The organism is Mesorhizobium sp. NZP2077 (assembly GCF_013170805.1).
In the GTDB taxonomy this organism is placed as follows: Bacteria; Pseudomonadota; Alphaproteobacteria; order Rhizobiales; family Rhizobiaceae; genus Mesorhizobium.
Genome location: NZ_CP051293.1, coordinates 6878851 through 6903928, shown reverse-complemented (window position 1 = coordinate 6903928; position 25078 = coordinate 6878851). Strand labels below are relative to the sequence as shown.

Genomic DNA, 25078 nt, shown 5'->3' with positions numbered 1-25078 from the left:
CTCAGAAGCGGTAGGTGAGACCTGCGCCTATCAACCAGGGATCGAGCTTGGCCTTGCCCGTGAGCTTGGCGCCGGCGACAGTGACGTCGAAGTCGGGCTTGAGGAAAAGCTTCTTCACGTCGAAGTTGACGCCCCAGTGCTCGTCCACCATGTAGTCGAATCCGACCTGCAGCGCGGCGCCGAATGTGTTCTTGACCTTGAGATCATCGGCGCTGCCGGCTTGCTGATGATAGAAGATCGTATAGTTCACGCCGGCGCCGATATAGGGCTCGAAGGCGCCGAAATCGGTAAAATGATACTGCAATGTGAGCGTGGGCGGCAGCAGCCAAACCTTGCCGACCTTGCCAAGCCCGCCGATCGCACCTTGGCCATCGATGTTGGCATAGGTGGTGCCGAGTATGAGTTCGGCGGCGATGTTGTCCGTGAAGAAGTACGAGATATCGAGTTCCGGCGTCACGGTGTTCGAATAGGAAAGACCTGAGCCGGGCACCGCATTGACATAGCCCGAATCCTCGGTGATCACCCCCAACGCACGCAGGCGGATCTGCCAGGGGCTTGGCGCTTCCGCGACGCAGGCTTCTGCCTGCGGGACGCTCGCGGCTTGCCCAACATCTGCCGCGCCGGCTTGTCCTGCAACGATGAGGACGACAGCCGCTGTCATTGCCCGCGCCACGCCAATTCGCGCTCTCGCCATACTTTTCTCTCCTTGATCTTCAGAAGCGACGCACTGCGCCTTGATTGAATCCTGCTCGCATCAATCGAGATTGACGGAGCGCTCATGCGGGAGAGCCCCCGCATATGTCGTGCCAAATGAGAAAATCGTTGCAGAACAATGCGGTCACTCCGATAGCGCTGTGTCTGATGTCCGACTTCGTCGAAGATCCGACAATGAGTGCAGCCGTAGCCGCCCCTGGTAGCCGTTCGTCAACATCGGCCGGCAGTTCGTTGGCATGCTCGTACTCGGCTTCGAGTTTTGGCGTATTCTGCGTTCAGCGCTTTGATCGGCGCCTGCTGCTTCGCCGTCAGGCCGGGGAACGTTCCAGCCAGTTGGCGCAGTTCGTGGGCATGTCCGTAAGGCGTCTCGACCGCGACCGATATGGGCGGGAAATCCTTTGGCAGCATGCGCCAGCCGCCATCTGATCGGGCCATGTAGCGGATCGCGTTCAAGACCTCGCGCAGGTCCGTCACCACGCGCCGCCCGGTCTTGGCCGCGCCCGGCAGGAACGGTTTATCCGCGACCATTCCTCATGCGTCAGATCGGAGGGGATAGCGCTTGGTCTTCTTCTTGATATCGGCCACACGGCCACGCGTCGCTCGGGTCCACATCCCAAGCTTGAAACACGATTAATCCCGCCAATCCGCTGCCCGCCCTGCAGCAGGCCCCTCTTCGGGCGGCAATTAATCCTGCTTCGGTTTGAAATTCGCTACGAGAGCACGATATCGTTGTGACGACCGACCTGGATTGATCATCAAGTGGCCGATACCGCCGTAGAATGCGACGAAAAGGCGCGCGGCCGTTCTGAACCTCCGGGGCGGCCGCCGCGCAATCGTGCGGTGATGAAGCATACCGACGTCCTTGGCGGGCTCGATTACCTGGCGGCGGATTATCACCGGCAGGACTTCTCCAAGCACGTCCACAATGAGTATCTGATCGGCCTGATCGAGCGGGGCGTCCATGATGTCTGGTGCCGGGGCGAGACTTGGCATGCAGGTAGCGGCTCCATCGCGACCTTCGCTCCCGGCGAACCGCATTTCGGGGGTGCTGGTGACGATCTTGGCTGGAGCCAGAAGATCTTCTACATGCCCGAATGCCTTATCCGACAAGTCCTTGACGACAGCGGCCAAATTGGGCCCGGAACGATCGACTTCAAGAGCCCGTTCCAGGAGAATGTCGCAGTTGCGCACGGCCTCACCGCGCTTTGGCGCCTGCTAGAACATGAGCACAGCTCGGCACTGGAGATCGAGGAGCATCTTATTCGCTTCCTGCGCCAGGTTTTCGCGCAAGTCTGCAAGTCGCGGCTTGCTGAGCGAAAATTGGTGCCACCGAGGTTCCGCGCAGTGCGTGACTTCATCCATGCCCACTTTGACGAAGTCCTGCAGCTCGCCGCTCTCGCCGCCCTCGCCGGATGCTCCAAGGCTACATTGATCGATGGCTTCAAGGCGCATTTCGGGTTGCCCCCCACCCGCTACCTGATCCAGGTCCGCATCGACGAGGCGCGACGGCTGCTGAGGCGAGGTCAGCAGGTCGCCGAGGTCGCCGTCGCGGTCGGGTTCGCGGACCAGAGCCACCTGACCCGGCACTTCAAGGCCGTGTTGGGGGTGACGCCGGCGCGTTATCTCTCGGTTTGAATATCGTTCAATAAAGCGCGCGGCGAACCGTCTAGCTTGGACGCTCAATGGATGAAACGAGCGTCAGACCATGAACGAAAGCAAGCAGACCCGCCCCCGCGACTTCACCAGCGACAACATCGCCGGCGTCTCCCCCGAGGTGATCGCAGCCATCACCGCGTGCGCGTCGGGTCAGGCGCTTCCCTACGGCAACGATGAGCTGACGCATACCGTCGAGCACCAGCTCGCCGAGGTGTTCGAGCATGCGGTCGACGTGTTCCTCGTTTCGACGGGGTCGGCGGCAAACGCGCTGGCGCTCGCGGCGATTACGCCGCCATGGGGCAGCATCCTCTCGCACGCCGACGCACACATCAACCGCGACGAGTGCGGCGCACCGGAGTTCTACACCGCCGGTGCGAAGTTGGTGCAGCTTCCAGGCGAGGCTGGCAAAATCGACATCGACGCCTTGGCGGCCAATGCAACGCGCATGGTGGGCGATATCCACTCGGTCCAGCCCTCCAGCGTCAGCATCACGCAGGCGACCGAGATGGGATCGGTCTACGCGCTCGACGAGATCAAGGCGATCGGACATATCTGCCGGTCAGCGAACCTGCCGCTCCACATGGACGGTGCTCGCTTCGCCAACGCCCTCGTCACTCTGCGCTGCTCGCCGGCCGAGATGACGTGGAAGGCCGGCGTCGACCTTGTGTCATTTGGCGCCACCAAGAATGGAACGTTTGGGGTCGATGCAGTCGTCTCGTTCCGCAGAGATCTCGCGAGCACGATCGCCTTTCGCCAAAAGCGGGCCGGCCAGTTGAGTTCGAAGATGCGCTTCATGGCGGCGCAAATGGACGGTTATCTGAGGGACGGTGTCTGGCTTGGCAACGCGACCCATGCCAATGCGATGGCATCGGCGCTCGCGCAGGGGTTGGCCCTGGTGCCAGGCGTGAAAATCCAGCAGCGTCCCGAGGCCAACATCCTGTTCTGCAGACTTCCCATGTCCCTGATCCGGGGGCTGCTCGACATGGGATTCCGCTTCTACCATGACCGCTGGGAGCCCGGAATCGTGAGGTTCGTCACCTCATTCGCGACGACCGGGGCCGACGTGTCCGACTTGATCGGCGCGGCAACCAGCCTCTGCGCACCGGTCGGCTCGGCTCGTGTTCCGGCTGGCGCCGAATGAGTGTGGCGACCGTCGAGCGCTCTCGCCGCCCGTCACGGATGTCCCTCTTTGCTCGAATGCATTGTCCGAGCGTTCTGGCCGCACGAGCATCTCAGGCTGTATCGTTTGTCCCAGGCCCTTTTAGACTTGCAGCTTCATCTTACCTCGGCAAGGCGGCTTCACCGTGCAGTAGCGATGTGACCGGGTTGATTTTCTGTAAGAAGGTACCCTATCTGCGCAATTGACCTCAAGTCATCCCGGAATACTGCATGCTTGTAATATTTATTTTGCATTTTTTTATCATATTTTTGATGAAAAATGCTGTTCACTCGTCCGAGTTACTTAAAAGAGTGAGTCGGATCTGCGCGGATAGCAGCATGAATCGGGATTTGAGCACTAGCAGGAGAAAATATGCCTTCCATATCTACGCGCCGCGCCAACGCAACGGACGCAGGGACGGTCGTCCGTTTTATTCACGCGCTACTCGATGAACTCACTGGCGGGAAAGCGCCCGCGCCCGACGACGTCAGACAAAGCGCGGAGATAATGCTTGCCGACGCTGGCGTGGTCGCAGTGATCGCAAGTGCAGATGACGAGCCGGTCGGCATCATGGTGCTGAATGAATGCACGGCGATCTATGCAGGAGGCAAGTTCGGCTATATTTCGGAGCTGTATGTTCGACCCGAAAAGCGCTCCAAAGGGATTGCCCCTCATCTGCTTGAGGTCGCCTCGCGGGAAGGCCGTGCGCGTGGTTGGAAGCGACTTGAGCTTGCAGCGCCCAGGCAACCAAAATGGAAGCGCACGCTCGATTTCTATCTGCGCAACGGGTTCGAGGAACTCGGCCCTCGGCTCTGTCGGATTATCTAGACTCAGAGTTTGCTATGGGCTGCTCAAAGCAACCTGCACGACCTCAGCGGGTTGAGGTCCGGCGTGGTCGCTGCCTGACGCTGCAATCGTACCAGCATCGTCATCGCAAATGTGTGCCTCAGATAATGCACGGTTCCCGTCACGCCGGCCGCCCGGAACGCATCGGCAAACCGCCGTCAATCGGGTCACGCTAGCGGCGTTTCCTTGAGTGTTGAGGAACAGAGCCGAGGGCGGCAATTTTGCCAACCTACAGGGGCGCTGCATAGACGACCGCACCTGACTTGCACCCGGTTACGCTGCGTATAGCCGAATGGCGGATGATTCCTATGGGGGTAGTCCTATGAAATTGCACGCGAAAGTCTTTGGTGGAGCGGCAGCGTTGCTCGCTGCCTGGCCGGCGATGGCCAGCGACGCGGTGGCGAGCGAACCGGCGCCCTACAATCCCAATTTCTCTTTCGTTGGCGGCGTCGGCGTCATCGACATCCAGGCCAACGAGCTGGTCTATCAGGCTCCCGGCAGCGGCTCGAAGCTGAGCCACCTTATCTGGGAAAACACCTCTGCGGTCATTTCAGCCGAGATGACGGCGCGCAGCGAGGCCGGCTGGACCGCCAAGCTTTCCGGCCAGATCGCCTTCAGCGGCGACAGCTACATGGAAGACTATGACTGGAACCCGTCATTCTCGACCAATGATGGCTGGAACGACTGGAGCAACCGTTCGCGCCATTCCGACACCGATCTTGATTACTTCTATTCGGCAACCGTCGCGCTCGGCCACGATTTCCAGTTCAGCGACCAGCTGCTGATCAACGTCAACGGTGGTTTCAAGTACACCTCGGTCAAGTGGACTGCCTATGGCGGCTCCTATGTCTACAGCGTTGCCGGCTTCCGGGATTCGGTTGGCGACTTCCCAGGAGACGCAAAGGCCATCAGCTACCAGCAGAAATTGCCGGTCGCCTTCGCCGGCATCGATGCGACCTATGTCCAGGATCGCTGGAACTTCGGCTTTGCGCTGAAGGGCGGCACGACCTTCTCGGCCGGCGATACCGATCATCACTGGATGCGTGACCTGCGCTTCGAGGATGATTTCGAATTGGCGCCGGTTCTGATGGTCGGCGGCAGCGTCGGCTACCAGTACAACGAGCGGACCAGCTTCTTCGTCTCCGGTTCCTACGAAAAGGTGTTCACCGCTCGCGGCGACTACAACACCTATGACATTGCGACCGGCGCAGAGACTGGCGGCGAAGACGACTGGATCGGCGGCGATTTTGCCGCGGCGACGGTGATGGTCGGCATCAAGACCTCGTTCTGATTGAACGAGTTCGACCGGAACGCCAAACCGATGTCCGCACCGCGCAGAAATCTGACGCGCCCGCGCGACTGGATTGGACAGATACTTAAGGAAAATCAGCCAGTTACGGGCCTGGTGCAAAGATCGCACACGAAAGTTCTGCTTCTCTCGCTTTTTCGTTCCCACCATGAAGCAACCGAACAGCCCTTTTCGGACGCTCTTCTGCCGACGATATTGACCGCTTCAATGCTGCCGGCGGCGCGCTCGCCAGTCGTACGATGAGGTTTGAATGCTCTTTAGCTAGGGTGAGCGCCCTGAGCCAATCATCATGCTGCCGGCGAACCACCTACCGGCGGCTCAAAACGACGTATTTTGGACTTTCCGCGGCGCCCTCCTGGCGTTCTCATTGACAGGAGAGACATCGAATGATGGAATGTCCTTGGTCCTAGGACAGAGGACAAGCTGCAATGATTGGAATGAAAAGTCAGGATATCGTGGTGCTTCTGAAGCTCGTGAGCTTGCAGGAGCAAGGAGAGTTCGCGGGCCATGGGGAACAGCGTAGGGGCTTTGCGGGCGAGGACCCCTTCTCTGTTCGCGGGCTGGAATCCCTAACAGGTATCAGCAAGACGGAGATCAACGCCTCCTTAAAGCGCAGTCTCTCATCGGGGTTGGCCATTAAAGACCGGGATACGGGACGGGCCAATCCTCACCGCCGCAATCTCTATGAATTTATCGTCCACGGCCTGAAGTTCGTGTTTCCCGCGAAGGCAGGCGCGATGACGCGCGGTATTCCGACGGCGTTCGCCGCGCCGATGCTGAAGGGGCTATTGGTCAGCGGAGGCGAGTACATACACATATGGCCCTATGCCCAAGGGCGGGACATGGGGCAGTCGGTTGAACCTTTGTTCAAGAGTGTGCCTGAAGCAGTCCAGAAAGATGAACGGCTCTACGAATATCTTGCTCTCGTTGATGCCATCCGGCTCGGCAATCAGCGCGAAGCGGGCCTGGCGGGACAGCGGCTTTCGGAGAGGTTCCTGAAAAAATGACGGTCCGAGGCCAATTGCTCCTGATGCTGCAGACGGTGGCGGAAGCTTTGGGGGAAGACTTCCGGGAACGGCTGGTCTTTGTCGGCGGGTGCACAACCGCTCTTTTTATAACAGACGAAGTGACCCTTGAGGATGTGAGGGCGACTGACGACGTCGACCTCATCGTCGATCTTGCCGGTTATGGAGAGTGGGCGCAGTTGCGGGAAGAATTGAGGCAGCGAGGTTTCGCTGAGTCCCCCGAGGACAACGTCATCTGCCGGATGCGGCTGCGGGACCTCAAGGTCGACTTTATGCCGGACGATGCCGGCATACTCGGCTTCACTAACCACTGGTACGCAGCTGGGATCGAAACGGCAGTAACCCATGAATTGACCGATACGCTCAGGATCAAAAAGCTTTCCCCGGAGCTATTTGTCGCGACAAAGCTTATCTCGGGCGCGGCGCAGGTGATCTGTTCATGAGCCGTGACATGGAAGATATCCTCCTCATCGTCGACGGGCGGCCGGAGATCGTGGACGAGATTCTTGCTGCAGAGGCCGAAGTCCACCGGTTCATCGCCGAACAGTTCACAGTCCTGCTTCAGAACGGCGACTTCGAATATTTCCTTGAGGGAAATGTCCGCGGCCCGGCAGGGCGGACCGACATAGTGCGAGACCGGTTTGTCGCCATTAGTCGTGGCGCCGGGTGAAGAGGATGGTGGCAGCCAGTGCAGGAGCACGTGTGATGATTTCGTTTGAGGTCGGCAGCAAGGGCGTGACGCTCGAATACGAACCGCACTTCGGTGGCAATGCCTGGGTGACGCGGGAGCTCAAGGCGGCGGGCAAGGTGACGCTGAGCCGGGTCTTCTTCTTCCGCAGTTCCGACCTCGTGGCGGAGACGGCGCACGGTGCCGCGCACGACGACGAGGCGGACGAGGACGATCGACCGCTCTATCGGTTTCGGTTCGCGACCACAAAAAACGGATATCACCGCATTCCTGGGCGGATCCTGGGGATCGACAACGATGTGCTGATCGTCGCGGAGGGGATCGCGCTGGACCGGAAGGTCTTTGTCGCCGAGCGCAATATCAGCATCTTTCGGCGCATTGCAAAGCTGAAGCCCGGCAGCGAAATCGTCGTTGGCGGCGACCGGGTCGACAGCATCGCCGTCGAGGCCTTCGGCGAGCTGCTCGAGAGGTTCCCGAACAGCATCGAGGTCGACCGCTATGCCGCGGCGCGCGTGGAGACCATCCTCGGCGAATTCTTCGACGGCGCGACCAGCGCGCGCGATCACTACGAAAGCTACCTGAATCGCCGGAACGCCGGTGCGCGCGGCCGGGCCTTGCGACGGGATGAGCTGCTTCGTGCCGAGATCGACAAGTTCGTCTATCTGCGCGAGACCCTCTCCTCCTGGCTCGCCAGGGCGGCAAGCTACTCCGAGAAGGAGTGGCAGAAGATGGTCGTCGGCGTCATCCTACTGCTGTTCCCGAAATATGTGGCGGTGTTGGAGAATGTTCGGATCGCCGACTTCTATTCGAGGCCGGACAAGCGAAAGAACCGATACGTCGACCTTTGCGTGGTCGACGCCAACGGCAACATCGACGTCATCGAGATCAAGAAGCCTTTTGACGACATTCTGCTGAGCAGAGGAATTTATCGTGGCAACAGCGTTCCGACCAAGGAGCTGTCAGACACCATCATGCAGGCCGAGAAATACCTGTTCCACCTCTCCAAATGGGGCGTTGAGGGGGAGCGCGAACTGTCGAAGCGATACGGGTCAGCACTTCCCGCCGGCCTCCAGATCCGGGTGACCAATCCCAAGGCGCTGCTTCTGCTCGGCCGCGATCGCCGAACGGACGGCACTGGCGGGCTCACCGAGAACCAATCGTTCGACCTGGAGGTGATCAAGCGGAAATATGTGAATATGATGGACATCGTCACCTACGACGATCTGCTCCGCCGCCTCGACAGAATCATCGTCTCGCTGACGGAGCGCGCGGGCTCGGCCGGATTGGGGCAACGCGCTGACAAGCGGGGCACAGAACGGCGGGATTGAACCGACAGGTGCGCGGGCGGCGGGGATGCGTCGGGAGCTGATGCGTGCTGAAGGGCGTTTCGACCTCTTTTGCTCGGCGGAGTTGAGGCATGTTCGCGGGCACGAAAGGAGACCTCGTCCATGAATGCCCAGGAACTTCTCGACAAGATTAAGGAATTGCCTAACAAGCCGGTCGATGTGCCCACGCCGCCGGCGATCGAGCTCGTCGCCATGGTGGTGCGCTGGGGTCGCCATCTCAAGCAGTGGAAAGCCACCACGCTCGCCGACTTCGCGCATGTCTCGCTGTCGACGGTCGAGCGCGTCGAACGCGCGGAGAAGGTGAGCGACGAGGCGCTCGACCGCATCGCCCAAGCGCTCGGCCACGCGCCGGGCGCGTTCACCACGCCGCGGCTGCCGATCGGTCCGGACAAGGCGGCCGAACACCTCGTCGAGGCGTATGGCCATCTCGAACCGGTGGCGGTGTCGCCGATGAAGACGCACAAGGCCATCCGCGATGCCGCGAAGTGCGACGCCTATCTCATCCACCGTCCCGGCGTGCCCGACACCCATGACGACCACATCGCTAATCTCGGCGAATGGCTCGACCTCGCCTCGTTCATCCTCTCCGACATCGTCGAGGAGCCATTGTCGTCGGGGCGAGGGCGGCGCCAGCTCTACAATGACATTCTTGCCGCGGTGTCCGAGCTGGAGCGCCGCGGGCTGACGGTCCTGTCCGGTGTCATGGCCGCGCCTCAGCCGGGCATGCCGGACTGGAAGGTCGCCATTGTCTCGGTGACGCCGCGCCTCACCGATCCCGGCGCGCCGAGGCGACGTCACGTCATGGTCGACCGCCGGACGGTCGCCGTGACGCCGGGCTGGCTCACCGACGATTAGGGGATGAGGGCGAGGCGCTCGGTGATGAACTGGGCGATCTCGGCGGGATTGAAGCGTCGCGCGTCGACGTAGCCGTCGGTGCGGAACACGCCATCGACGGCGCCGTCGTCGACGCGCACGTACATGACGCGCTGCTCGTCCCAAGCCATGGTGACTTCGCGGATCGCGCGGAACTCGACGCCGCACCAGTCCTTGCGCTGATAGTCGGCGCCGATGAAGGCTACGATGAGCTTGGAGCGGTTGCGATAGATGTCCTGCAGCAGGGTGTCGAGCGATGGCCGGGCAAGCTGGGAGACGTAGTTGTTGTCGTAGAAATAGGCGTTGGGGCCGAGACTCGCCTCGAGCTCGCGGGCCACCTGCTCGACCAGCCCGCGGGCTTCGCCGGGAAACGAGAGACCAACATCGAAATGGTGCTGGGTGATGTCGACGGCGCGGCTGGCCTGCCGCGTCCACGAGGGCAAGGCAATGCCCCGCGCAGCGTGCAGTTCTTTCGGCAGGTTGACGTCCTTGATCGCCCAGTGCGTGCGATTCATCTCCCATTTGCCGATGTCGAGCTCGAAGGCGAGGGCGTCGAAGTCGGCCGCGCTGAAGGACGATAAACGGGCGATCTTCGCCGCCGCCGCGCACGCGCAACGCGCCGTAGACTATCTGTTGCGCTTCAGCGCCTCCGAAGCAGCCGCCGCGGGCGCGGCGCCCTTCTGGACCGAAGCGTCTACAGCATGCGACGGCTGGCCGTCGCTGCCACGCCGAGTGTCACGTTACGCGCCGGCGTGGGTATCGGCGCGCAAGAGAACATCGTCAAAAATAACGCCGGCCTCATCGCTTATGGCTGACAGGGCGACTTGATAGCGTGCATACTCGCCGGGCGCGAATTCCACTCCGAACCGGTCGACGACATCCTTTTGGGAAAGCCTGAAGCCGTAGGTGCGTAGCGACCGGCGCCCATTGGTATCGCGCGTCGTGACCGCAACCACTTTCCAAAAGACAAGAGGATACTGCACCGGGCCGGTCCCGAAATCTTCGGATGGATCGTTCGGGTTCAAGATCGGACCCGCTATGATGCAGGCGCGCGTGTCACCTGATTGCAAGTCGCGTTGAATGTGGTTTTCGAAACCGCCCCACAAGCCTTGAACTCCCGGCCATTGCTTTCCCGGTTGGGAGCGGTTGAAGGCCGCGTGCTGCGGCGTGCAATTTGAGAAGTGAAACGTGTCGGAATTGGCAAACTCGATTTCCGTCGGCGTATCACCCCAGGCATTGTCTTCCCTACGCACGATATGACCCCGGTCGATCTGTTTGGCGGGCGCGTAGATGTCGGGATCGCCCAACTGGTATTTCTGGGGAATTCGCGGGTCAACCACCCAACGATCTTGACCGAAGAAGGCGCGGCCGCTGGAGGTCCTTTTCGATGCATCGTAATCGACATTCACCGCCGACCACATCTGCATGCGCCGGGAAGCGTTCATCGCCAGGCTGAAGTGATGGTACTTGAGCACGACGATCTGGCCATTCTCCTTATACATCTCCTGGTCCCGCTCCTGCGAAATGCGAGGCAGCGGCACGGTGATATCGTTTTCGAGAAAGTCAGGGTTGTAGCCTTCTCGATCGTCGTAATTGGGGTCGAAGCGCAGTGCTTTCTCGAGCGCCTCGTCTGCCGCGACCGCGGCCGTCGCCTGTGGAAGCTGTGATGCCGGCACACCGCTACCAACGAAAATCGTCACTGGTCCGGAAAAATTCATGGTAACGCCGCCCATCACGTTTCCTTTCGTGTTTGCGAAAATTTTGGAGGGATCAGGTAACACAGGACTAAGGGCTTCTGGCGCGCGAGGCGTCGCTAGCTTCGCGACCTCATCGGTAGGATCGGTCGTATTGGCCAGCAATTCGTCCAAAAGATGCTTCGAGGCGGGCGTGGTCGGTACAAGCCCGCCGAAGGCCTTTACCAACGCACTTATGCGCACACCCTCATTCGCGATCCAGTCTATCCCGTCATCCGGCTGGCCAGGTGACCATGCCGAACCGTCCTTATTGAGAATAGTATTGCCACGCATTTTTGGAATGGAGGCGTGGTGCAAACCGACGACCTCCCACATTTCCGAATAGCAGGCCGAGCCCGACGATCCTTCCTCGGTGTCGGTCTCGTACCGGAGGAAACCGTCCTCCCGCAGCTCGAGCAGCCGGCAATTCTCCATCGCATAGCGTTTTGGCCCGCCATCAGGATATTCGATCATCCGGATAGGCATCCCGGGCAGGATCTTTGACCGCGATCCATTGATCGCCAGGAAGTTGACAGAGGAGAGAAGCTCGCCGGTGATTGCCTTCGGCTTCACCGCGACGAGCGCGAAATCGAGATCCTCCGCCGAGAAGAAAAGGGCGTCCGGATCAAACTCGAAAATGATGCCGCGGGCGACACCTGATGCCGTCTCATCATGAAGAAAATTTGCGCCGGTTCCTCGTACCGAGCCGGGATCCGGAAACACATGCCAGTTTGTCAGAAGAACGTTAGGTGAAACCATGAACCCGGTCGCAAACCCGACCGGGTCGACCTTCGGATCGACGTTGGCCACGATGCGGGCGACCGGCCGGCCAGCGGCTCGGGCAGCATCGTCTGGCGGCAAGGTGTACCAGTCAAGGGTAGGCCCCATCTTCCGCTCGACGAACACCGGAAGACGGCCTTGTGCCTTCAGTTCGCTCGCCTGATCAAAGCTCGAACGGCGAGCGTCGTAGCGCGCCTGTTCCGATGGCGTCACTTGCGTCGTCGCAGGCGTCGGCGGCTGCGCTTTCCATCGTTTTGCAGCCGCAATCATTACCGCGCGGCGGCGCTCGTCGAACAAATTAGTCGCAACCATGGTAGATTCCTCCCTCCAAGGAATAGAGACAGTCTATGAGATTCTATTTGACGATAGGGATTGAGAGATTTGACATTAAACGATTTAATCTCCAGACGAGTGAATAGTTCAAATGCGTCATATTTACGCGGCTAACATATTTGCAAACGCAGGCCATTCTGACCCGCTATTCCTCTATCAATTTCTAAAAAGAATCCAAACAGCCTCTTACGTCACTATGCAACAAAGAGTAATGTTCGGTCAATGTGAAGAATAGAGTTCTCAACGAAGTTCCTAGGGCGGGAGCGCTTGTTCGGTTGTCTTTAGCGGCAGGAGCTTCGGCGCCTGCCTGCGCATAGGGGCACCTGAAGTCATTCGATCACGTAGAGATCACAAAGCGGTGATTTTCAGTGCCGCCGCTTCAACGGGTGCAGAGCATTCTTGGGGGAGACGTCCATGACAGCGCGTACCAGACCGGACACGAAGTTGCGTGTCGCTCACTTTGCTGCCGCCGCTCGTCGGTTCGTTCCGGTCCTTCTCATTTTGGTTGGCGTTTCGGGCTGCGAAAAAAATCTCTTCCAGGCGCCAATCCATGGTGGCACTGCCGATGTGCCGCCGGCACCCGTGTCGGACAGCGTTCTCACGCTGGTGGCGCAAATCCCGTATGAGACGCTAGTGCAAGCAGCCCAATCGAAGATACCGCAATCCGTTCCAGTGCAAGGAGATGGTCAAATCGGATGTGTCGGTATTCCTCATATTAATCCCGGACACGTGGGACATCATACTGAGTGCCGTTGGATCGGTGTCCGTGTTTGCGCTGAGGTGCCGGATATTACCGCTCCGAGCCTTGGCACTACGAACCAATGCGCCGACTTTCATTGGCATGCTGACATCGCAAGAGATGGCCCTCTTGTTGTGGCCCAGGCGGGCAATGGCGTTCACGTCGAACAGCCGCTGTTTGTCAGCGGTCAGGCCGGCGTAGGTGGCGACCTTGCCAAACTGCTTTCGCTTTCCGGAAAGAACTTCGAAGCTCGGCTGGTCCCCGGCGTCGATCTGCAGTTCGACATGAACGATAAGTGGTGCCCCGTGCTCTCGGGAACCCCGACCGGCAGATGGGTGAGCAGTGCTTCGGTGGAAGTCGTGGGCAAAAACTGTCTCGGCTTTGATTTTGGAAACCTGGGGCACCCCCAAGTCTGCGCAGGGCCAATCAATCTGGGACTGGCTGACGTGTTGAACGGCCAGATCAATGACCACCGCGCCAAGATACAGGATGCCATCGCCAAAGCTCTGCCTTGTGATGCGCTTCGGTCAAAAGTTGAGGCCCAATGGCACGCCATTGCGATCAAGATCGACCGCCCGGACAACACGCCTGTCTATCTCAACATCGTCCCCACGGCGGCGAGCTTTTCGGGCATGGTCGGTGAAGCGCAAGGCATGAAGATGACCGTGCGTGTCGCAGCAAAGACCAGTCTTGCCGCAGAGCCAGTTGCCACACAGTCGCTGTCTCTGCCGCCATTGGGCAAAACAGCAGCCGATCGAAGTCAAGCCGATATCACCGTGCAAGCAGCTGCTCCCTACGGATTGCTATTGGACGAGCTGTCAAAGAACCTTAAGGGTCGCGATTTCCAGCAGCAGACACCGGCCGGCGCCATCGATGTGAAGGTCGAGGATGTTGACCTCTATCCGAGCGCTGGCTTCGTCGTGGTGGGCTTGAAGGTACAGGCAAAGCTGCCGGGCGAGTTCCTGAATACGACCGGCTGGGTTTACCTCTCAGGGCTACCCCGCGCCGAGAAAACTGGCACAGCGATCTCGATCAATGAATTGCATTTCGCGACCGTCCTGGACAACGCCTTCTGGAAGGCTGCACAATCCCTGTTCGAAACCCAGATCCTGGCAGATTTAGAGGCTCATTCGAAAGTCGATCTCAACAAGCAGATCAACGACGCGTCCGATGAGATCTTGAAGGCCGTTCACAATACCAACGTTCCGGGGTTGAAGATTTCCGCTGACACTCCGTCGATTGAACTTCTGGATATCACTGTCGGGCCGGAAAATCTGATTGCCAGTGCCCGCCTCAAAATGAATTTCGATATGGCGCTATCAACTGACTTGGTAGGTCAGTAGCCCATCTGCCAAACGAGCCGCGGCCATTCATAACGAACAAGAGGGTGCCAATGACGCAATCCCAGCTTAGCAAGGTTTGGTTTGTGGTCAGTGCGCTCCTTCTCTATTACGCCCTGAATTCTTGGGTGGTCGCGCAAGGCGGGGAAGAGATTTTCGGTGCAAAGCTGGTCATGAAGGCGAGGGTGCCTGCAGTAATGATCGCAATCCCGATATGTTCGATTTTGCTCGCCCTAACCTCACTCATTGGACGGGTCTATGCCCTATGCAGCGGTTCGCACTGGCATGCGCGGATACCGGTTGTCGGCTTCGACGCGATCGAGACGGGCTCGCGAGAAGGCCGCGTCTATCAAGGCGCGATGAGTGTGGTCTTCTCTGTGCTGCCCGCGATCGCGCTGGTCTATTTCTGGTGTACGTTTCTCTCCGCGACGGTAATGCTGAACGACGGCAAGAAGGACCCAGGCGCGAGCCTTTGGGATTGGTCGGAACTCCGGACGCTGAACGATCCCGCTCGTATCTGCACTGAATTTGACAAGGGGCTCGACAAGCCGTGTATCGGCAGCGCGACGGTGCTGCCGGGCCTTGAGCCAACAATCTTTGGCGCGCTAACCCTCGCGGGCTTTATTGCGCTCGCGATGCACTGGCGTGCTGTGGCGATGGGTCAACGGCATCAGGCCTCACCGATCACGACCCACGGCAAGTAGGAGTCAGCGGATTGAAACTGTCAGTCAGTTGCGGGCGACGAAAGAGGCTTGCGGCCAAGCAATTCCTGCAAGGCGACCTGGCCGGTAACGGCAGATCCGGCAACCCACGCCAGCATCACCCACTCGGAAACAGTCATGCCGCCGGCGCGCGCGTAGAGCATTGCGCCTACCACGGCTGAGAACAGGCCTAACCCCACCGCCAACATCACGGCCATCTTAAACAGCGCGTGTGGCGGTTTCTGTCCGACAAACTGTCCGCAGGCGTACATGGCGGCAATGGGGATGCTCACAGCGATGACAAGAAGTCCGATTGTTGCAAAGAACACCATCTCTCTCATCCCTCCGCCTTTACGGCGTTTGCATCTGTGGCCGCTTCTTATCCAGCGCCATCAACAGAGTGTCTCGCAAGCAATTCCGTCGCCATCGCGATCCAGCTTGCCACCCCATGGACAGTTATTGAGATACCATTGGGCTTCGTCGCAAGAGCTGATTTGCGAGCATGTCCGCCGCGGTTGGCATGAAAAGCTTTGCGCTACCTGTGAGCGGCTGATGATGCCAAGCGGCTGGCTCGACGGCCTCGCATCGCCGGCGTGCAAAGCCCGCCATTCCCAGGGTGCCTGAAACGTTCCGACCCAAAGACCGAGTTTCGCGGCCTCCGCCTTCGCCTGCTGCGCTGAATACGCCCCGTGGCTGAAGCGGGGCCAATCCAGAGCCTGGCCGTGCTCGACCATCCAGGAGGCGACGCTGACGCCATCCGCGCGCTGGCAATCACCGACAAACCGGTGATATCGGTCCCAAGTTACGAAGGTGCAGTGCACCGGCCTGGAGGCCGCTAGAAATGCGTCCAGTGCGTCGGCTGAGCGGCGCCCGCAGGGATAGTCGAATCCCTTGGCGTCGCTGCAGTACTGCTTGCTCTCCGGCGCGTCGATGCCGTTAAAGCGGATCCGCTGGCCATGGACTTCGATCGTGTCCCCATCGATAACGGACGCGACGCCAGCGATCGGCTCCGGCTTCGACCCGAACCAGTTCGAAACGCCAATGTCTGGTATTCGGTCGGTGTGCTGCATGGCTGATTGCGTGGCTAGGGCGGCAGCGGCAGCCACTGTCAGAAAGACCAGGCCCAACGGCACGCTTGCGCGACGCCAGGCGCGTGATCGACCCACGCCATTGCCCTTGCGCCCCTGACGCGAGTGATTTTTGTAGCGAGATTTGTCCAAGCCATTCTCCCCATCACTAGAATGCTATCAAATTTGGCGCTGGTCTAGGTTTGGCGGGTGACAAGGGTTGAGAATCTTTCTGTATGGCCGGGAGCTGATCGATCGCGTCAACACAGTGTGTCAATAACTCTTGCGAACTGGAGCAAAAGGTAGCGGCCTCAAAGTACGCGATGCGAAAGACCATGGCCGGCCGCGCTGATTGCAAGGAATCGCTCCGGAGGCCGAACCACTTCTTTAGTTTGCACGCAGCGCGTCGATGTACTATCGAGCACATTCAGAATGGGTTTTTTGCATTCTGCTGGGTGGGGCAAGCCGGATATGACAGACGCCGATTGCGGGACTGCTGCGCGATGAAGCGCGCGGCGTGCTGCAAGCATGTTTTTTCCGGGGTTCGATCGTAGGGGTAAAGACGTTGGCTGCGAGGTTTGAAGCGCTCGAGAAGCTGCGCAATCGGATAATGGAAGCGAACCACGACTATAGGGTGGGGGCAGACATTTTCCCGAGTCTCAATGTCGAAAAGATTGCCCGGGACATGGACCTCGACGGTCAGGGAACGGCGCATGGCGAAAAAGACCAGCCATCGTCCTCGTCGAAGACCTTCGACGAGATCGAGCACTCCATCGTCGAAAGGGTGCAGGATGAGAAAAAGGCGGCCCACCAGATCCTGGAGGATCAGCTTCACCTCTTCTCCGGCCGCGTTGCGAACCTGGGCCTTGAGGAGCAGTTCGGCCTCCTTCAGCAGGCCAATTCTTCAAGCCTGTCCGACTTCAAGGGAGAAATAGCGGTCGGTTTGGATACCCTTCACGCCAAGCGAACCGACCTTCATGAGGCCACCAGAGAGCTTTCCAGCTTCCGCAAGAACCACCGCCTGGACCGTGTTGCCAGACTGCAGCAAGGAACAGCCCATCTTTTCAGGGTGGCGCTCCTTATTTTCCTCCTGCTGGTCGAGACGTATCTCAACGGATCCTTTCTGGCCAAGGGCAACGACCAAGGCTTCCTCGGTGGTGCCACGGAAGCATTCGCCTTTTCCTTCGTGAATATCGTGTCCGCGTTGATTTTCGCCATCTTCTGCGTGCGCTGGGTGACCCATCGGTCTTGGGGAGGGAAGCTTGTCGGAACCGTTTTCATCCTGCTCTATGCCGCTATTGCACTCGGGATCAACTTGCTGCTTGCGCACTATCGTGAGGTCAGCGGAACGCTCGCCGACGGAGCTGGCAACATTGCGGTCCAGAGAATGCTCCATAACCCGCTCGGGCTTGAGGAGGTGAGATCGTGGATGCTCTTCCTGGTCGGTCTGCTCTTTTCTATCATCGCCTTCATCGACGGCTGGTTCGTTCTCGATCCATATCCAGGTTATGCCGGCGTGGAAAAAAGGCGCCGGGAGAGGCGGCAGGATTACACCGATACCAAAGCCGACCTCATAGACCGCCTCATCGAATTGCGCGACGACCACAATACCAAGGTCGAAGACATCTTGAAGGGGCTAAGCAGCCGTAGAAGAGAACACGCTGCAATCCTATCCAGCCGTGCGCGGCTTTTGGCTCTGTTCAATGAACATCAAGAGCAGCTCGAGAGGAGTTGCAACCAGCTGCTTTCAAAATACCGCGAAGCAAACATTCGGGCGCGCAAAACTCCCGCTCCAAAACACTTCTCCCAGCCCTTTAAACTCCAAAAGACCAAGCCCATTGTCCAAAACGATGGTGAGATCAAGGATAGCGATCTTGCTTCATCAATTGCCGCGGCCCAGCAGGCGCTGAACGAGCAGATGCTGCAGGTGGGCAAGGAATGCGAGTCCGGGATCGAAAAGTATCGCGACCTCGACAAGCTGTATCCGGAGACGCTCGATGGCCAGGCCTAGAAGCCGTCGCAGGGCAGGGAGCTCGCGCGGGAAAGGCGTTGGAGCGATTGTCGGAGCAATCCTGCTTGGACTTGCCTCGCTCGCAATGTTTTCCGGCTACGTCTGGCTTAACGTAAAGGCCCGGGACGTGGTGGAAACAGACGCAAAGACGGGCTGCCCGACAAAGGCGGGACCGAACAGCGTCACCGCTGTTCTTTTTGACACCTCTGATCCCGTCCCGCAGGCGACCATGGAGGATCTTGCCAACAAATTCAGGCAGATTGCCGGCTCAATCAAGCAAGGCGGCTACCTCTGGGTTGGCACCTTGACAGCGGTACCTGGCGACCTGAAAGAGCTGTACGCGCGATGCAATCCGGGAGACGGCTCAACGGTTGACGTCTGGACCAGCAATCCCGGAAAGCATCAGAGAATCTGGGAAGAGGCCTTCGACAAGCCCCTCAAGGAACTGCCGGAGCACTTGCCGGCGGATAGCCAGGCTGATCAGTCGCCGATCATGGCTGGCATCCAGAAACTGAAGCTCAGCCTGTTCGACAACGGCATGTTCGACAATGTTCCAAAACGGTTGGTCCTCGTGTCGGACATGATGGAGAACACGCCCGCCTATTCCCAATACAAAGCGGGCGCCGACTACAACGCCTTCAAGAAAAGCCCAGCGAATTCGCGCTTCAGGACCGATCTTCTCGGCGCCGACGTAACCATTCTCTATTTCAACAGGCCGGAAAGGAAGTTCCCGTCCGTCGACCACGCCAATTTTTGGACGCAGTGGTTTTCGGAGAACGGGGGCAATCTCAGCGACTTTACAAAGCTGGAGGGGATGTAACCCATGGCCGCGCGTAGACAATCCTTCCTCGATACGTGGATCTTCCCGCAGGCTTTCTATATCGCGCTGACGGTAGGCGGGTGCGTTTTCATCGCCGTCACAAAGACCGCCGGCATAAGTCCCGTTATCTCGTCAACGGTGCCGATCGGCATCATGATCGGCTACTTCGCGTTTTCCTGGTACGTCGGGAAGTTGCGCGTTCACGACGAGCAGACAGGTGACAACCTCTATTACATGGGCTTCCTGTTCACGCTCTCCAGCCTGGGCACCTCGCTTTACCAGTTCGGCACAGACGCATCGACCGACGAAATCGTCAGGAATTTCGGCATTGCCGTGACGTCGACCATCACAGGCATCGCGCTGCGCATCTTCCACAATCAGGTCCGACGCGACCCCGCCGACGTGGAACGGGCTGCCCGTCACGAGCTCGCGGACATGACACGTCGCGTGCGCACCGAGATGGAAAGCGTAGCGCGTGAGTTCGCCGACTTCCGCCGGGTTTGCAATCAGATGTTGGAAGAAGGCTTCGACGAAATAGCCCGACAGGCGGAGAAGAACGGCGATCAGGTCCGACAGGCCTTCGAGGGTATGGCCGCCAAAGCGATAAAGCCCGTCCAGGAGACTTCGGAGAAGATAGCCAAAAGCCTCGATGACACGTTCGGCCGTATCGAAAGCAGGTTTTCAGGTGTCGCTGAAAAGGTCGACACAGTCGCAGCGTCGCTCGACACGGCGAATGCCTCCATGGCTGGCACGATCTCGAAGTTCGAGGCGCAGGCCGACATAGTTGCCGGGAAGCTCGCCAACGTGGTTATTCCGGACGAGGTCCTCAAGACGGATGTCGTCACAGTTCTCAAGGTGCTTGCAGCGTCTGTCGGAAGGTTCACCGAGCGGGCTGAGGCGCTTTCCAAAGAGCAGGGGGAAAGGACCGACAAGCTTTCGGATACCGTCTTGAGGATGGCGGCGCATCAGAAGCTCCTCCTGGAGAGGCTTGAGAAGCAGGCTGAGCAAAACGCCAGTACGACGAACCTGCTATCCCGCATCCTCGATCGCGATCGTGTGTCCGTCCCGAACGAAATTCCTCCGGTTGCACCTGTGCACGCCAATGAACCGTCTGTTGAACCTCCCATCTTCATCCCCATTTCGGCGGCAACTGCGCAGGGTGAGAAGCCAGGCGCAACGGCAACAGCCAACGGCGCTGATGCCGGGCAGCAGGCCTCCCAGCCGATCGTGGAGAAAGTCCAGCCGAGGCCGAGATGGTGGCGCTGAACGAACCCGGCGGAGCTTCGGTCGGCTACGAAAAGAAAGGCTATGCCCGCGGCTTGATCCTCGGGCTCACCATGGCCGAAACGATGCTCCTGCTCGTCTTCTGCCTGCTGTTGGTTGCAGGCGCCATTGTCGCAAAGAAGAAGGCCGAATTGGAAACTGCCCTTGAAAGGGTATCCCGCAGCGAAGCAGTGATTCAGCAACTCAAGCAGGAGAACAAGAACCTGCTGGCCCAGGTTGCCGAGCTCATGGAGCGCTTCACTGGGCACAAAGTGCCTGATGAGGAATGGCGAAAGCTCGTCCTCGCCAAAAAAGCGATCGAGCAGATCGAGCAAAAGGGACTGTCGGCCGACGAAGCAGTTCAGCTGGCGGAAGCCACAGTCGCGGTCCGAGACAACAATCTCTCAGCCGACGACGTACGCAAGCTAGTCTCAGCAGATCAGCGTGCGACCGAAGCCGAACGGAAGCTGGCTGAAGCCGAAAAGGAACTCGCTGAAACGACACGGCAGCCTAAGGATCTACCACCGATCATCAATCTGAGCGAAGCCAAGGGCTATTCCTTCGAAGTCAGCAGTGCCGAACTCAAACCGGCCTTTAAGGCCAAGCTTGAGGGCGCTATTGCCGAGCAGATTGCCGATATCGTCGCAAAATACGATGTCGATGTCGTCGAGGTCATTGGCCACACTGACGAGCAGCGATTGTCGAGGCAGTCGAACATGGACTTCGTTCTGGGGCGCGTACTCTCTGGGGATGAGAGCGTCAGCGAAATGGAGCCGGGTGATAATGCCGGGCTAGGCCTCGCGCGAGCGATATCCGTCGCGTCCGTTCTGAAAAAGATACCGGCGTTTGATCATTTGAACATCCTACCCATGTCAGGCGGCCAACTGATCCTGCCGGATGATCGCCTCACGGATGGAGCTCAGTCAGGCGACGCTCCAGAAAGGCGTCGTATCGAGATCCGAGTACGCAAGAGCAAGCAGAAGCTGGCCGCCGAGGGGCATCACGAAGGCAATTAATAGGCAAACCATGTTGAGCCAAAGCGTGGGTTGCCATCCACCGGAACACGAGTAGAAAGCCCGCAAACTGCCGCGGTCCAGTGCCAGCGCGCCGCGCTTTAATTGGTCGGGCGCTCGCTGACGCGTTTTTTCCGCGCCGGAAGTCGAATGGAAAGCGCTTCAGGAAACCAGGAAATGCATTCCAGTCGTGTGATCACCGCTGCCACAATGCATGGTGTCCCCTATTTCTGATGCTACACAATAATAGGTCAGGGCGAGGCAATTATTGATGCATCGGTGACTAATATTAACCAATAATCAGAGTTTTATTGGCAACCTCTTCTGCCGGGTCCGATGACTGTGTCGGAGGGGATGTGTAATGAGTCTGGGTGCCGCAGGGCTCACGCCCATAACGCCTGCTGCCTTCATCAAGAAGTGGAGGAAGTCGGAACTTGGCGAGCGGCAGGCAGCTCAAGAACACTTCCTCGATATCTGCTCGCTGGTCGGCCATCCGTCTCCGAGCGATGAGGACCCGACCGGCGCGTTCTTCGCGTTCGAGAAAGGTGCGAACAAGCTCGGAGGGGGTAAAGGTTTTGCTGACGTCTGGAAGAAGGGTCACTTCGCATGGGAGTACAAGCGTAAGAAGGGAAACCTCGACGACGCCCTCCTCCAGTTGATGCGATACGCGCCGGCGCTTTTGAGCCCGCCGCTACTCATCGTTTGTGACATCGAACGCCTTCGCATCCATACCGCTTGGACGAACACCGTTCCGTCCACATACGTGATCACCCTAGATGACCTGGCGGAACCTTCAGCGCGTGAGATGTTGCACAACGTCTTCTTCAGCCCGGAAAAGCTGAGGCCGACCCGAACACGCGCGGCGGTCACCAAGGAGGCAGCAGACAAGTTTTCCACGATCGCACTCCGCGTTCAGGGGCGAGGCACACCAGATGAGATTGCTCATTTCGTAAATCAGCTGGTCTTCTGCTTTTTCGCCCAGAGTGTCAGCCTGCTGCCTGATGGCCTGTTCACGAAGCTCCTGAAGCGATCGGCCCGTGCTCCTGAACGAGCCATGAGCTACCTCGACAAGCTGTTTGAAGCAATGGAGCGCGGCGGCGAGTTCGACCTGACCGACATCACATGGTTCAACGGCGGCCTGTTTGATGGTCGCCGAGCGCTACGGCTCGATGACGGTGACATTGGTTTGCTTGTCGCCGCAGACAGCCTCGATTGGGGCCTCATCGATCCGACGATTTTCGGAACTCTGTTCGAGCGGTTTCTGGACCCGGAAAAACGCGCCCAGATCGGCGCGCACTACACCGATCCAGAAAAAATTATGCGTCTTGTCGATCCGGTCATCCTGAGGCCTCTGAGACAGGAATGGGAACAAGCAAGGCGGGAGATTGTCGAACTCCTGAATGGCAATCGCAAGCCGCCAATGCGCAGGCAGCAATCCCGCCGGATGACGCGGGAGGAAGCGGCCGCCGAAGTACGGTCCCGGTTCACGGAACGGCTGCGAAAGCTCCGCATCCTGGATCCGGCATGCGGGTCTGGGAACTTCCTATACCTCGCTCTCCAGGGTGTGAAGGATATCGAACACCGCGCCAACCTCGACTGCGAGATGCTCGGCATGCCCGCTCAGCTTCCGCTCGTAGGGCCTGAAATCCTGCGCGGCATCGAAATCAACATGATGGCGGCCGAGCTTGCACGCACGACCATTTGGATCGGAGACATTCAGTGGCAGATCAAGAATGGGATACGCTCGAAATCGATACCAATCCTACGCAAGCTAGATGCAATCGAAAGGCGAGACGCCTTGGTCAGGCAGGCCCAAGACGTTGATACAGCTCGTGACGCACAAGGAGACCTTCTTGCTGCACTGCAACCAGTCTCGGAAGATGCTGAAGCAGAATGGCCAGAAGCAGAATTCATCGTAGGAAATCCGCCGTTTGTCGGCGTGCGTTTGATGCGGCAAGCCTTGGGCGATCCAACGGTTGATCGCCTTTTCGATGTGTACGATGGGCGCGTCTCTCGCGAGGCTGATCTCGTCTGCTATTGGGTGGAGAAATCCCGCGCCGCTGTCGCAGCAGATCGAACGCGTCGAGTGGGTCTGGTCACGACGAATTCCATACGCGGTGGAGCGAACAGAAGGGTGTTGGATCGGATCATCGCCGAAAGCCGGCTATTCGAAGCCTGGAGTGACGAGCCGTGGGTCGTCGATGGCGCAGCCGTACGAGTATCCCTAATCTGCTTCGGCCACGGCGAGGACCCGTTGTGCCTCGATGGGAGGACGGTTGCACAGATAAACGCAGATCTTACCGCCGGCGTAACCGACTTGACCAAGGCGCGCAGGCTTTCTGAAAACCAGAACGTAGCGTTCATGGGCGACACGAAGGGCGGTGCCTTCGACGTCCCGGGTAGCTTGGCGCGGGCCTGGCTCTCGATGCCGATGAATCCCAACGGTAGGCCAAACTCAGATGTGCTCCGTCCATGGCGCAATGGAATGGACGTCACTCGCCGCGGCCGCGACATGTGGATTGTGGATTTCGGCTGGGAGATGTCCGAGCAGGAGGCTGCCCTCTACGAGGCGCCGTTCCAGCACATTAGAGAGCATGTGTTTCCGGAGCGCTCAAAGAACAGGCGTGATGCCTACCGCGAGCGTTGGTGGCGACACGTGGAGCCGAGACCGGCTTTTCACGCTTCCTTGCAGGGCCACCCGCGTTACATGGCAACACCTCGCGTCGCAAAGCATCGGACATTCGTGTGGCTTGATCAAGCGATAGTGCCCGACTCCCGCATCTTCGCGTTTTCTCGGTCAGACGATGTCTTTTTCGGGATTCTTCACTCCCGATTTCATGAGGCTTGGAGCTTCGGAACTTGCTCGTGGCACGGCGTCGGCAATGATCCAACCTACAATAGTGCGGGGGTATTCGAGACCTTCCCGTTCCCTGAGGGCCTCACGCCGGATATCCCAGCAGTCCGATATGAAAAGGATTCACGAGCCATCGCCATATCACAGGTGGCCAAGAGGCTTGATGACTTACGAAACGCGTGGCTCAACCCGAGCGACCTTGTCCAGATCAAGCCCGAGGTCGTGCCCGGCTATCCGGATCAAATCCTTCCGAAGGACATCGTGTCGCACGCGATCCTCCGCGAGCGTGCCCTGACCAACCTCTACAACCGGCGTCCGCAGTGGTTGGTCGACGCTCACTCGGACCTGGATGCCGCCGTTGCCCGAGCCTACGGGTGGCCTACAGATATCTCTGAAGATCAAGCTCTGGCGAATCTCCTAGAACTCAATCTGGCGCGTGAGGCATTCAATGAGCACGCCAAATCCGGTCTGAAGACAAGAAGGCCACGTCGTCGTCCGACGCCGGAAGAGGTTCGACGTGCCCCGCAGATGAAGTTGCCCATTGCAGGTGGCCGCAAGTTCGTTGTCGGTCCGCAGCAATTGACCACCGAGGATCGCGAAAACCAGCCGACGTCAGCAGAGCGTCCGCGAAACACCAAACGCCGAACAAGCTGACCCAGGTCAGCCAAATTGTGCGAGACGCCCTTGCTCCAAGACCGATGATAGACCCATTCCAGTCATTTCCGTTACACCTCATCAAAAGCAGATCGAAGCCGGCCGCGCCTATGACCGCCTTCTCAAGCGCGGCACCCGGCCGAAGGGGCTCAAG

Annotated in this window: 21 protein-coding genes and 1 pseudogene; 16 read left to right on the top strand and 6 right to left on the bottom strand. The window is 59.0% G+C overall.

Features of this window, described 5'->3' with window-relative positions:
* Position 1 precedes the first annotated feature (1 nt).
* Together HGP13_RS33885 and HGP13_RS33880 are read right to left on the bottom strand one after the other, a co-directional pair.
* A complete protein-coding gene (locus HGP13_RS33885; protein ID WP_027033341.1) occupies positions 2 to 694 on the bottom strand; it encodes an OmpW family protein in 693 nt (230 codons plus the stop codon).
* 230 nt (positions 695 to 924) lie between these two features.
* A complete protein-coding gene (locus HGP13_RS33880) occupies positions 925 to 1242 on the bottom strand; it encodes a transposase (protein WP_069091149.1) in 318 nt (105 codons plus the stop codon).
* Positions 1243 to 1473: 231 nt separating this feature from the next.
* Here HGP13_RS33880 and HGP13_RS33875 point away from each other — a divergent pair, with 231 nt between their 5' ends.
* From HGP13_RS33875 to HGP13_RS33840, 9 genes are all read left to right on the top strand, one after another.
* A complete protein-coding gene (locus HGP13_RS33875; protein ID WP_172234142.1) occupies positions 1474 to 2349 on the top strand; it encodes an AraC family transcriptional regulator in 876 nt (291 codons plus the stop codon).
* A 70-nt stretch (positions 2350 to 2419) separates the two neighbouring features.
* Entirely contained in the window at positions 2420 to 3511 is a 1092-nt protein-coding gene (locus HGP13_RS33870) for a low specificity L-threonine aldolase (RefSeq protein WP_172234140.1), read from the top strand.
* 390 nt (positions 3512 to 3901) lie between these two features.
* Positions 3902 to 4357, top strand: coding sequence for a GNAT family N-acetyltransferase (locus tag HGP13_RS33865; protein ID WP_107652995.1), 456 nt, complete (start codon positions 3902 to 3904; stop codon positions 4355 to 4357).
* A gap of 340 nt (positions 4358 to 4697) precedes the next feature.
* Positions 4698 to 5666: an omptin family outer membrane protease gene (locus HGP13_RS33860; protein WP_027056402.1), complete on the top strand. Its 969-nt coding sequence runs from the start codon at positions 4698 to 4700 to the stop codon at positions 5664 to 5666.
* 455 nt (positions 5667 to 6121) lie between these two features.
* On the top strand, positions 6122 to 6691 hold the full coding sequence (locus HGP13_RS33855) for a hypothetical protein (protein ID WP_027056401.1): 570 nt from the start codon (positions 6122 to 6124) through the stop codon (positions 6689 to 6691).
* Between the two features lie 23 nt (positions 6692 to 6714).
* Positions 6715 to 7152, top strand: coding sequence for a hypothetical protein (locus tag HGP13_RS38845; RefSeq protein WP_348648957.1), 438 nt, complete (start codon positions 6715 to 6717; stop codon positions 7150 to 7152).
* Positions 7149 to 7379, top strand: a complete 231-nt coding sequence (locus HGP13_RS38840; RefSeq protein WP_348648956.1) for a hypothetical protein — start codon at positions 7149 to 7151, stop codon at positions 7377 to 7379. Before HGP13_RS38845 ends, HGP13_RS38840 begins: the two co-directional genes overlap by 4 nt.
* A 35-nt stretch (positions 7380 to 7414) precedes the next feature.
* Positions 7415 to 8725, top strand: coding sequence for a Shedu immune nuclease family protein (locus HGP13_RS33845; RefSeq protein WP_172234138.1), 1311 nt, complete (start codon positions 7415 to 7417; stop codon positions 8723 to 8725).
* Positions 8726 to 8845: 120 nt separating this feature from the next.
* On the top strand, positions 8846 to 9598 hold the full coding sequence (locus tag HGP13_RS33840; RefSeq protein ID WP_172234136.1) for a helix-turn-helix transcriptional regulator: 753 nt from the start codon (positions 8846 to 8848) through the stop codon (positions 9596 to 9598).
* Here HGP13_RS33840 and HGP13_RS33835 read toward each other — a convergent pair.
* Positions 9595 to 10179, bottom strand: a pseudogene (locus HGP13_RS33835) (TIR domain-containing protein); the annotation flags it as partial. The gene HGP13_RS33840 and the pseudogene HGP13_RS33835 overlap by 4 nt on opposite strands.
* Before the next feature lie 177 nt (positions 10180 to 10356).
* Positions 10357 to 12441 (bottom strand): DNA/RNA non-specific endonuclease, encoded by a 2085-nt coding sequence (locus HGP13_RS33830; RefSeq protein ID WP_172234134.1) that lies wholly within the window; start codon positions 12439 to 12441, stop codon positions 10357 to 10359.
* A 435-nt stretch (positions 12442 to 12876) separates the two neighbouring features.
* Between HGP13_RS33830 and HGP13_RS33825 the strand changes: the two genes are divergently transcribed.
* Complete coding sequence (locus HGP13_RS33825) at positions 12877 to 14544, top strand: DUF4403 family protein (RefSeq protein ID WP_172234132.1); 1668 nt, start codon at positions 12877 to 12879, stop codon at positions 14542 to 14544.
* 50 nt (positions 14545 to 14594) lie between these two features.
* The gene (locus HGP13_RS33820) at positions 14595 to 15245 is read left to right on the top strand and encodes a hypothetical protein (protein WP_172234130.1); all 651 of its coding nucleotides are present in this window, start codon (positions 14595 to 14597) and stop codon (positions 15243 to 15245) included.
* A 20-nt stretch (positions 15246 to 15265) separates the two neighbouring features.
* Here HGP13_RS33820 and HGP13_RS33815 read toward each other — a convergent pair whose 3' ends face one another.
* Entirely contained in the window at positions 15266 to 15574 is a 309-nt protein-coding gene (locus tag HGP13_RS33815; RefSeq protein ID WP_172234128.1) for a hypothetical protein, read from the bottom strand.
* Between the two features lie 60 nt (positions 15575 to 15634).
* Positions 15635 to 16462 (bottom strand): excalibur calcium-binding domain-containing protein, encoded by an 828-nt coding sequence (locus HGP13_RS33810; RefSeq protein WP_246707220.1) that lies wholly within the window; start codon positions 16460 to 16462, stop codon positions 15635 to 15637.
* Between the two features lie 412 nt (positions 16463 to 16874).
* Here HGP13_RS33810 and HGP13_RS33805 point away from each other — a divergent pair, with 412 nt between their 5' ends.
* The 5 genes from HGP13_RS33805 to HGP13_RS33785 all read left to right on the top strand — a co-directional run bounded on the left by HGP13_RS33805 (position 16875) and on the right by HGP13_RS33785 (position 24924).
* Positions 16875 to 18320 (top strand): hypothetical protein, encoded by a 1446-nt coding sequence (locus HGP13_RS33805; protein WP_246707219.1) that lies wholly within the window; start codon positions 16875 to 16877, stop codon positions 18318 to 18320.
* An 85-nt stretch (positions 18321 to 18405) separates the two neighbouring features.
* Positions 18406 to 19140 (top strand): hypothetical protein, encoded by a 735-nt coding sequence (locus HGP13_RS33800; protein ID WP_051355517.1) that lies wholly within the window; start codon positions 18406 to 18408, stop codon positions 19138 to 19140.
* 3 nt (positions 19141 to 19143) lie between these two features.
* Positions 19144 to 20406: a hypothetical protein gene (locus HGP13_RS33795; protein WP_172234126.1), complete on the top strand. Its 1263-nt coding sequence runs from the start codon at positions 19144 to 19146 to the stop codon at positions 20404 to 20406.
* On the top strand, positions 20394 to 21419 hold the full coding sequence (locus HGP13_RS33790) for an OmpA family protein (RefSeq protein ID WP_027056392.1): 1026 nt from the start codon (positions 20394 to 20396) through the stop codon (positions 21417 to 21419). Before HGP13_RS33795 ends, HGP13_RS33790 begins: the two co-directional genes overlap by 13 nt.
* Before the next feature lie 358 nt (positions 21420 to 21777).
* Positions 21778 to 24924 carry a class I SAM-dependent DNA methyltransferase gene (locus HGP13_RS33785; protein WP_210267828.1) on the top strand — a complete coding sequence of 1049 codons (3147 nt, stop codon included), beginning with the start codon at positions 21778 to 21780 and terminating at the stop codon, positions 24922 to 24924.
* The last annotated feature ends 154 nt before the right edge of the window (positions 24925 to 25078 follow it).

What these genes read in the sequence shown, in the direction of transcription:
- HGP13_RS33885 (WP_027033341.1), bottom strand. Translation starts at nt 694, where the DNA reads ATGGCGAGAGCGCGAATTGGCGTGGCGCGGGCAATGACAGCGGCTGTC.
- HGP13_RS33825 (WP_172234132.1), top strand. Translation starts at nt 12,877, where the DNA reads ATGACAGCGCGTACCAGACCGGACACGAAGTTGCGTGTCGCTCACTTT.
- HGP13_RS33800 (WP_051355517.1), top strand. Translation starts at nt 18,406, where the DNA reads ATGTTTTCCGGCTACGTCTGGCTTAACGTAAAGGCCCGGGACGTGGTG.
- HGP13_RS33855 (WP_027056401.1), top strand. Translation starts at nt 6,122, where the DNA reads ATGAAAAGTCAGGATATCGTGGTGCTTCTGAAGCTCGTGAGCTTGCAG.
- HGP13_RS38845 (WP_348648957.1), top strand. Translation starts at nt 6,715, where the DNA reads ATGCTGCAGACGGTGGCGGAAGCTTTGGGGGAAGACTTCCGGGAACGG.
- HGP13_RS33830 (WP_172234134.1), bottom strand. Translation starts at nt 12,441, where the DNA reads ATGGTTGCGACTAATTTGTTCGACGAGCGCCGCCGCGCGGTAATGATT.
- HGP13_RS33840 (WP_172234136.1), top strand. Translation starts at nt 8,846, where the DNA reads ATGAATGCCCAGGAACTTCTCGACAAGATTAAGGAATTGCCTAACAAG.
- HGP13_RS33790 (WP_027056392.1), top strand. Translation starts at nt 20,394, where the DNA reads ATGGTGGCGCTGAACGAACCCGGCGGAGCTTCGGTCGGCTACGAAAAG.
- HGP13_RS33820 (WP_172234130.1), top strand. Translation starts at nt 14,595, where the DNA reads ATGACGCAATCCCAGCTTAGCAAGGTTTGGTTTGTGGTCAGTGCGCTC.
- HGP13_RS33785 (WP_210267828.1), top strand. Translation starts at nt 21,778, where the DNA reads ATGAGTCTGGGTGCCGCAGGGCTCACGCCCATAACGCCTGCTGCCTTC.
- HGP13_RS33845 (WP_172234138.1), top strand. Translation starts at nt 7,415, where the DNA reads ATGATTTCGTTTGAGGTCGGCAGCAAGGGCGTGACGCTCGAATACGAA.
- HGP13_RS33860 (WP_027056402.1), top strand. Translation starts at nt 4,698, where the DNA reads ATGAAATTGCACGCGAAAGTCTTTGGTGGAGCGGCAGCGTTGCTCGCT.
- HGP13_RS33815 (WP_172234128.1), bottom strand. Translation starts at nt 15,574, where the DNA reads ATGGTGTTCTTTGCAACAATCGGACTTCTTGTCATCGCTGTGAGCATC.
- HGP13_RS38840 (WP_348648956.1), top strand. Translation starts at nt 7,149, where the DNA reads ATGAGCCGTGACATGGAAGATATCCTCCTCATCGTCGACGGGCGGCCG.
- HGP13_RS33880 (WP_069091149.1), bottom strand. Translation starts at nt 1,242, where the DNA reads ATGGTCGCGGATAAACCGTTCCTGCCGGGCGCGGCCAAGACCGGGCGG.
- HGP13_RS33795 (WP_172234126.1), top strand. Translation starts at nt 19,144, where the DNA reads ATGGCCGCGCGTAGACAATCCTTCCTCGATACGTGGATCTTCCCGCAG.
- HGP13_RS33870 (WP_172234140.1), top strand. Translation starts at nt 2,420, where the DNA reads ATGAACGAAAGCAAGCAGACCCGCCCCCGCGACTTCACCAGCGACAAC.
- HGP13_RS33865 (WP_107652995.1), top strand. Translation starts at nt 3,902, where the DNA reads ATGCCTTCCATATCTACGCGCCGCGCCAACGCAACGGACGCAGGGACG.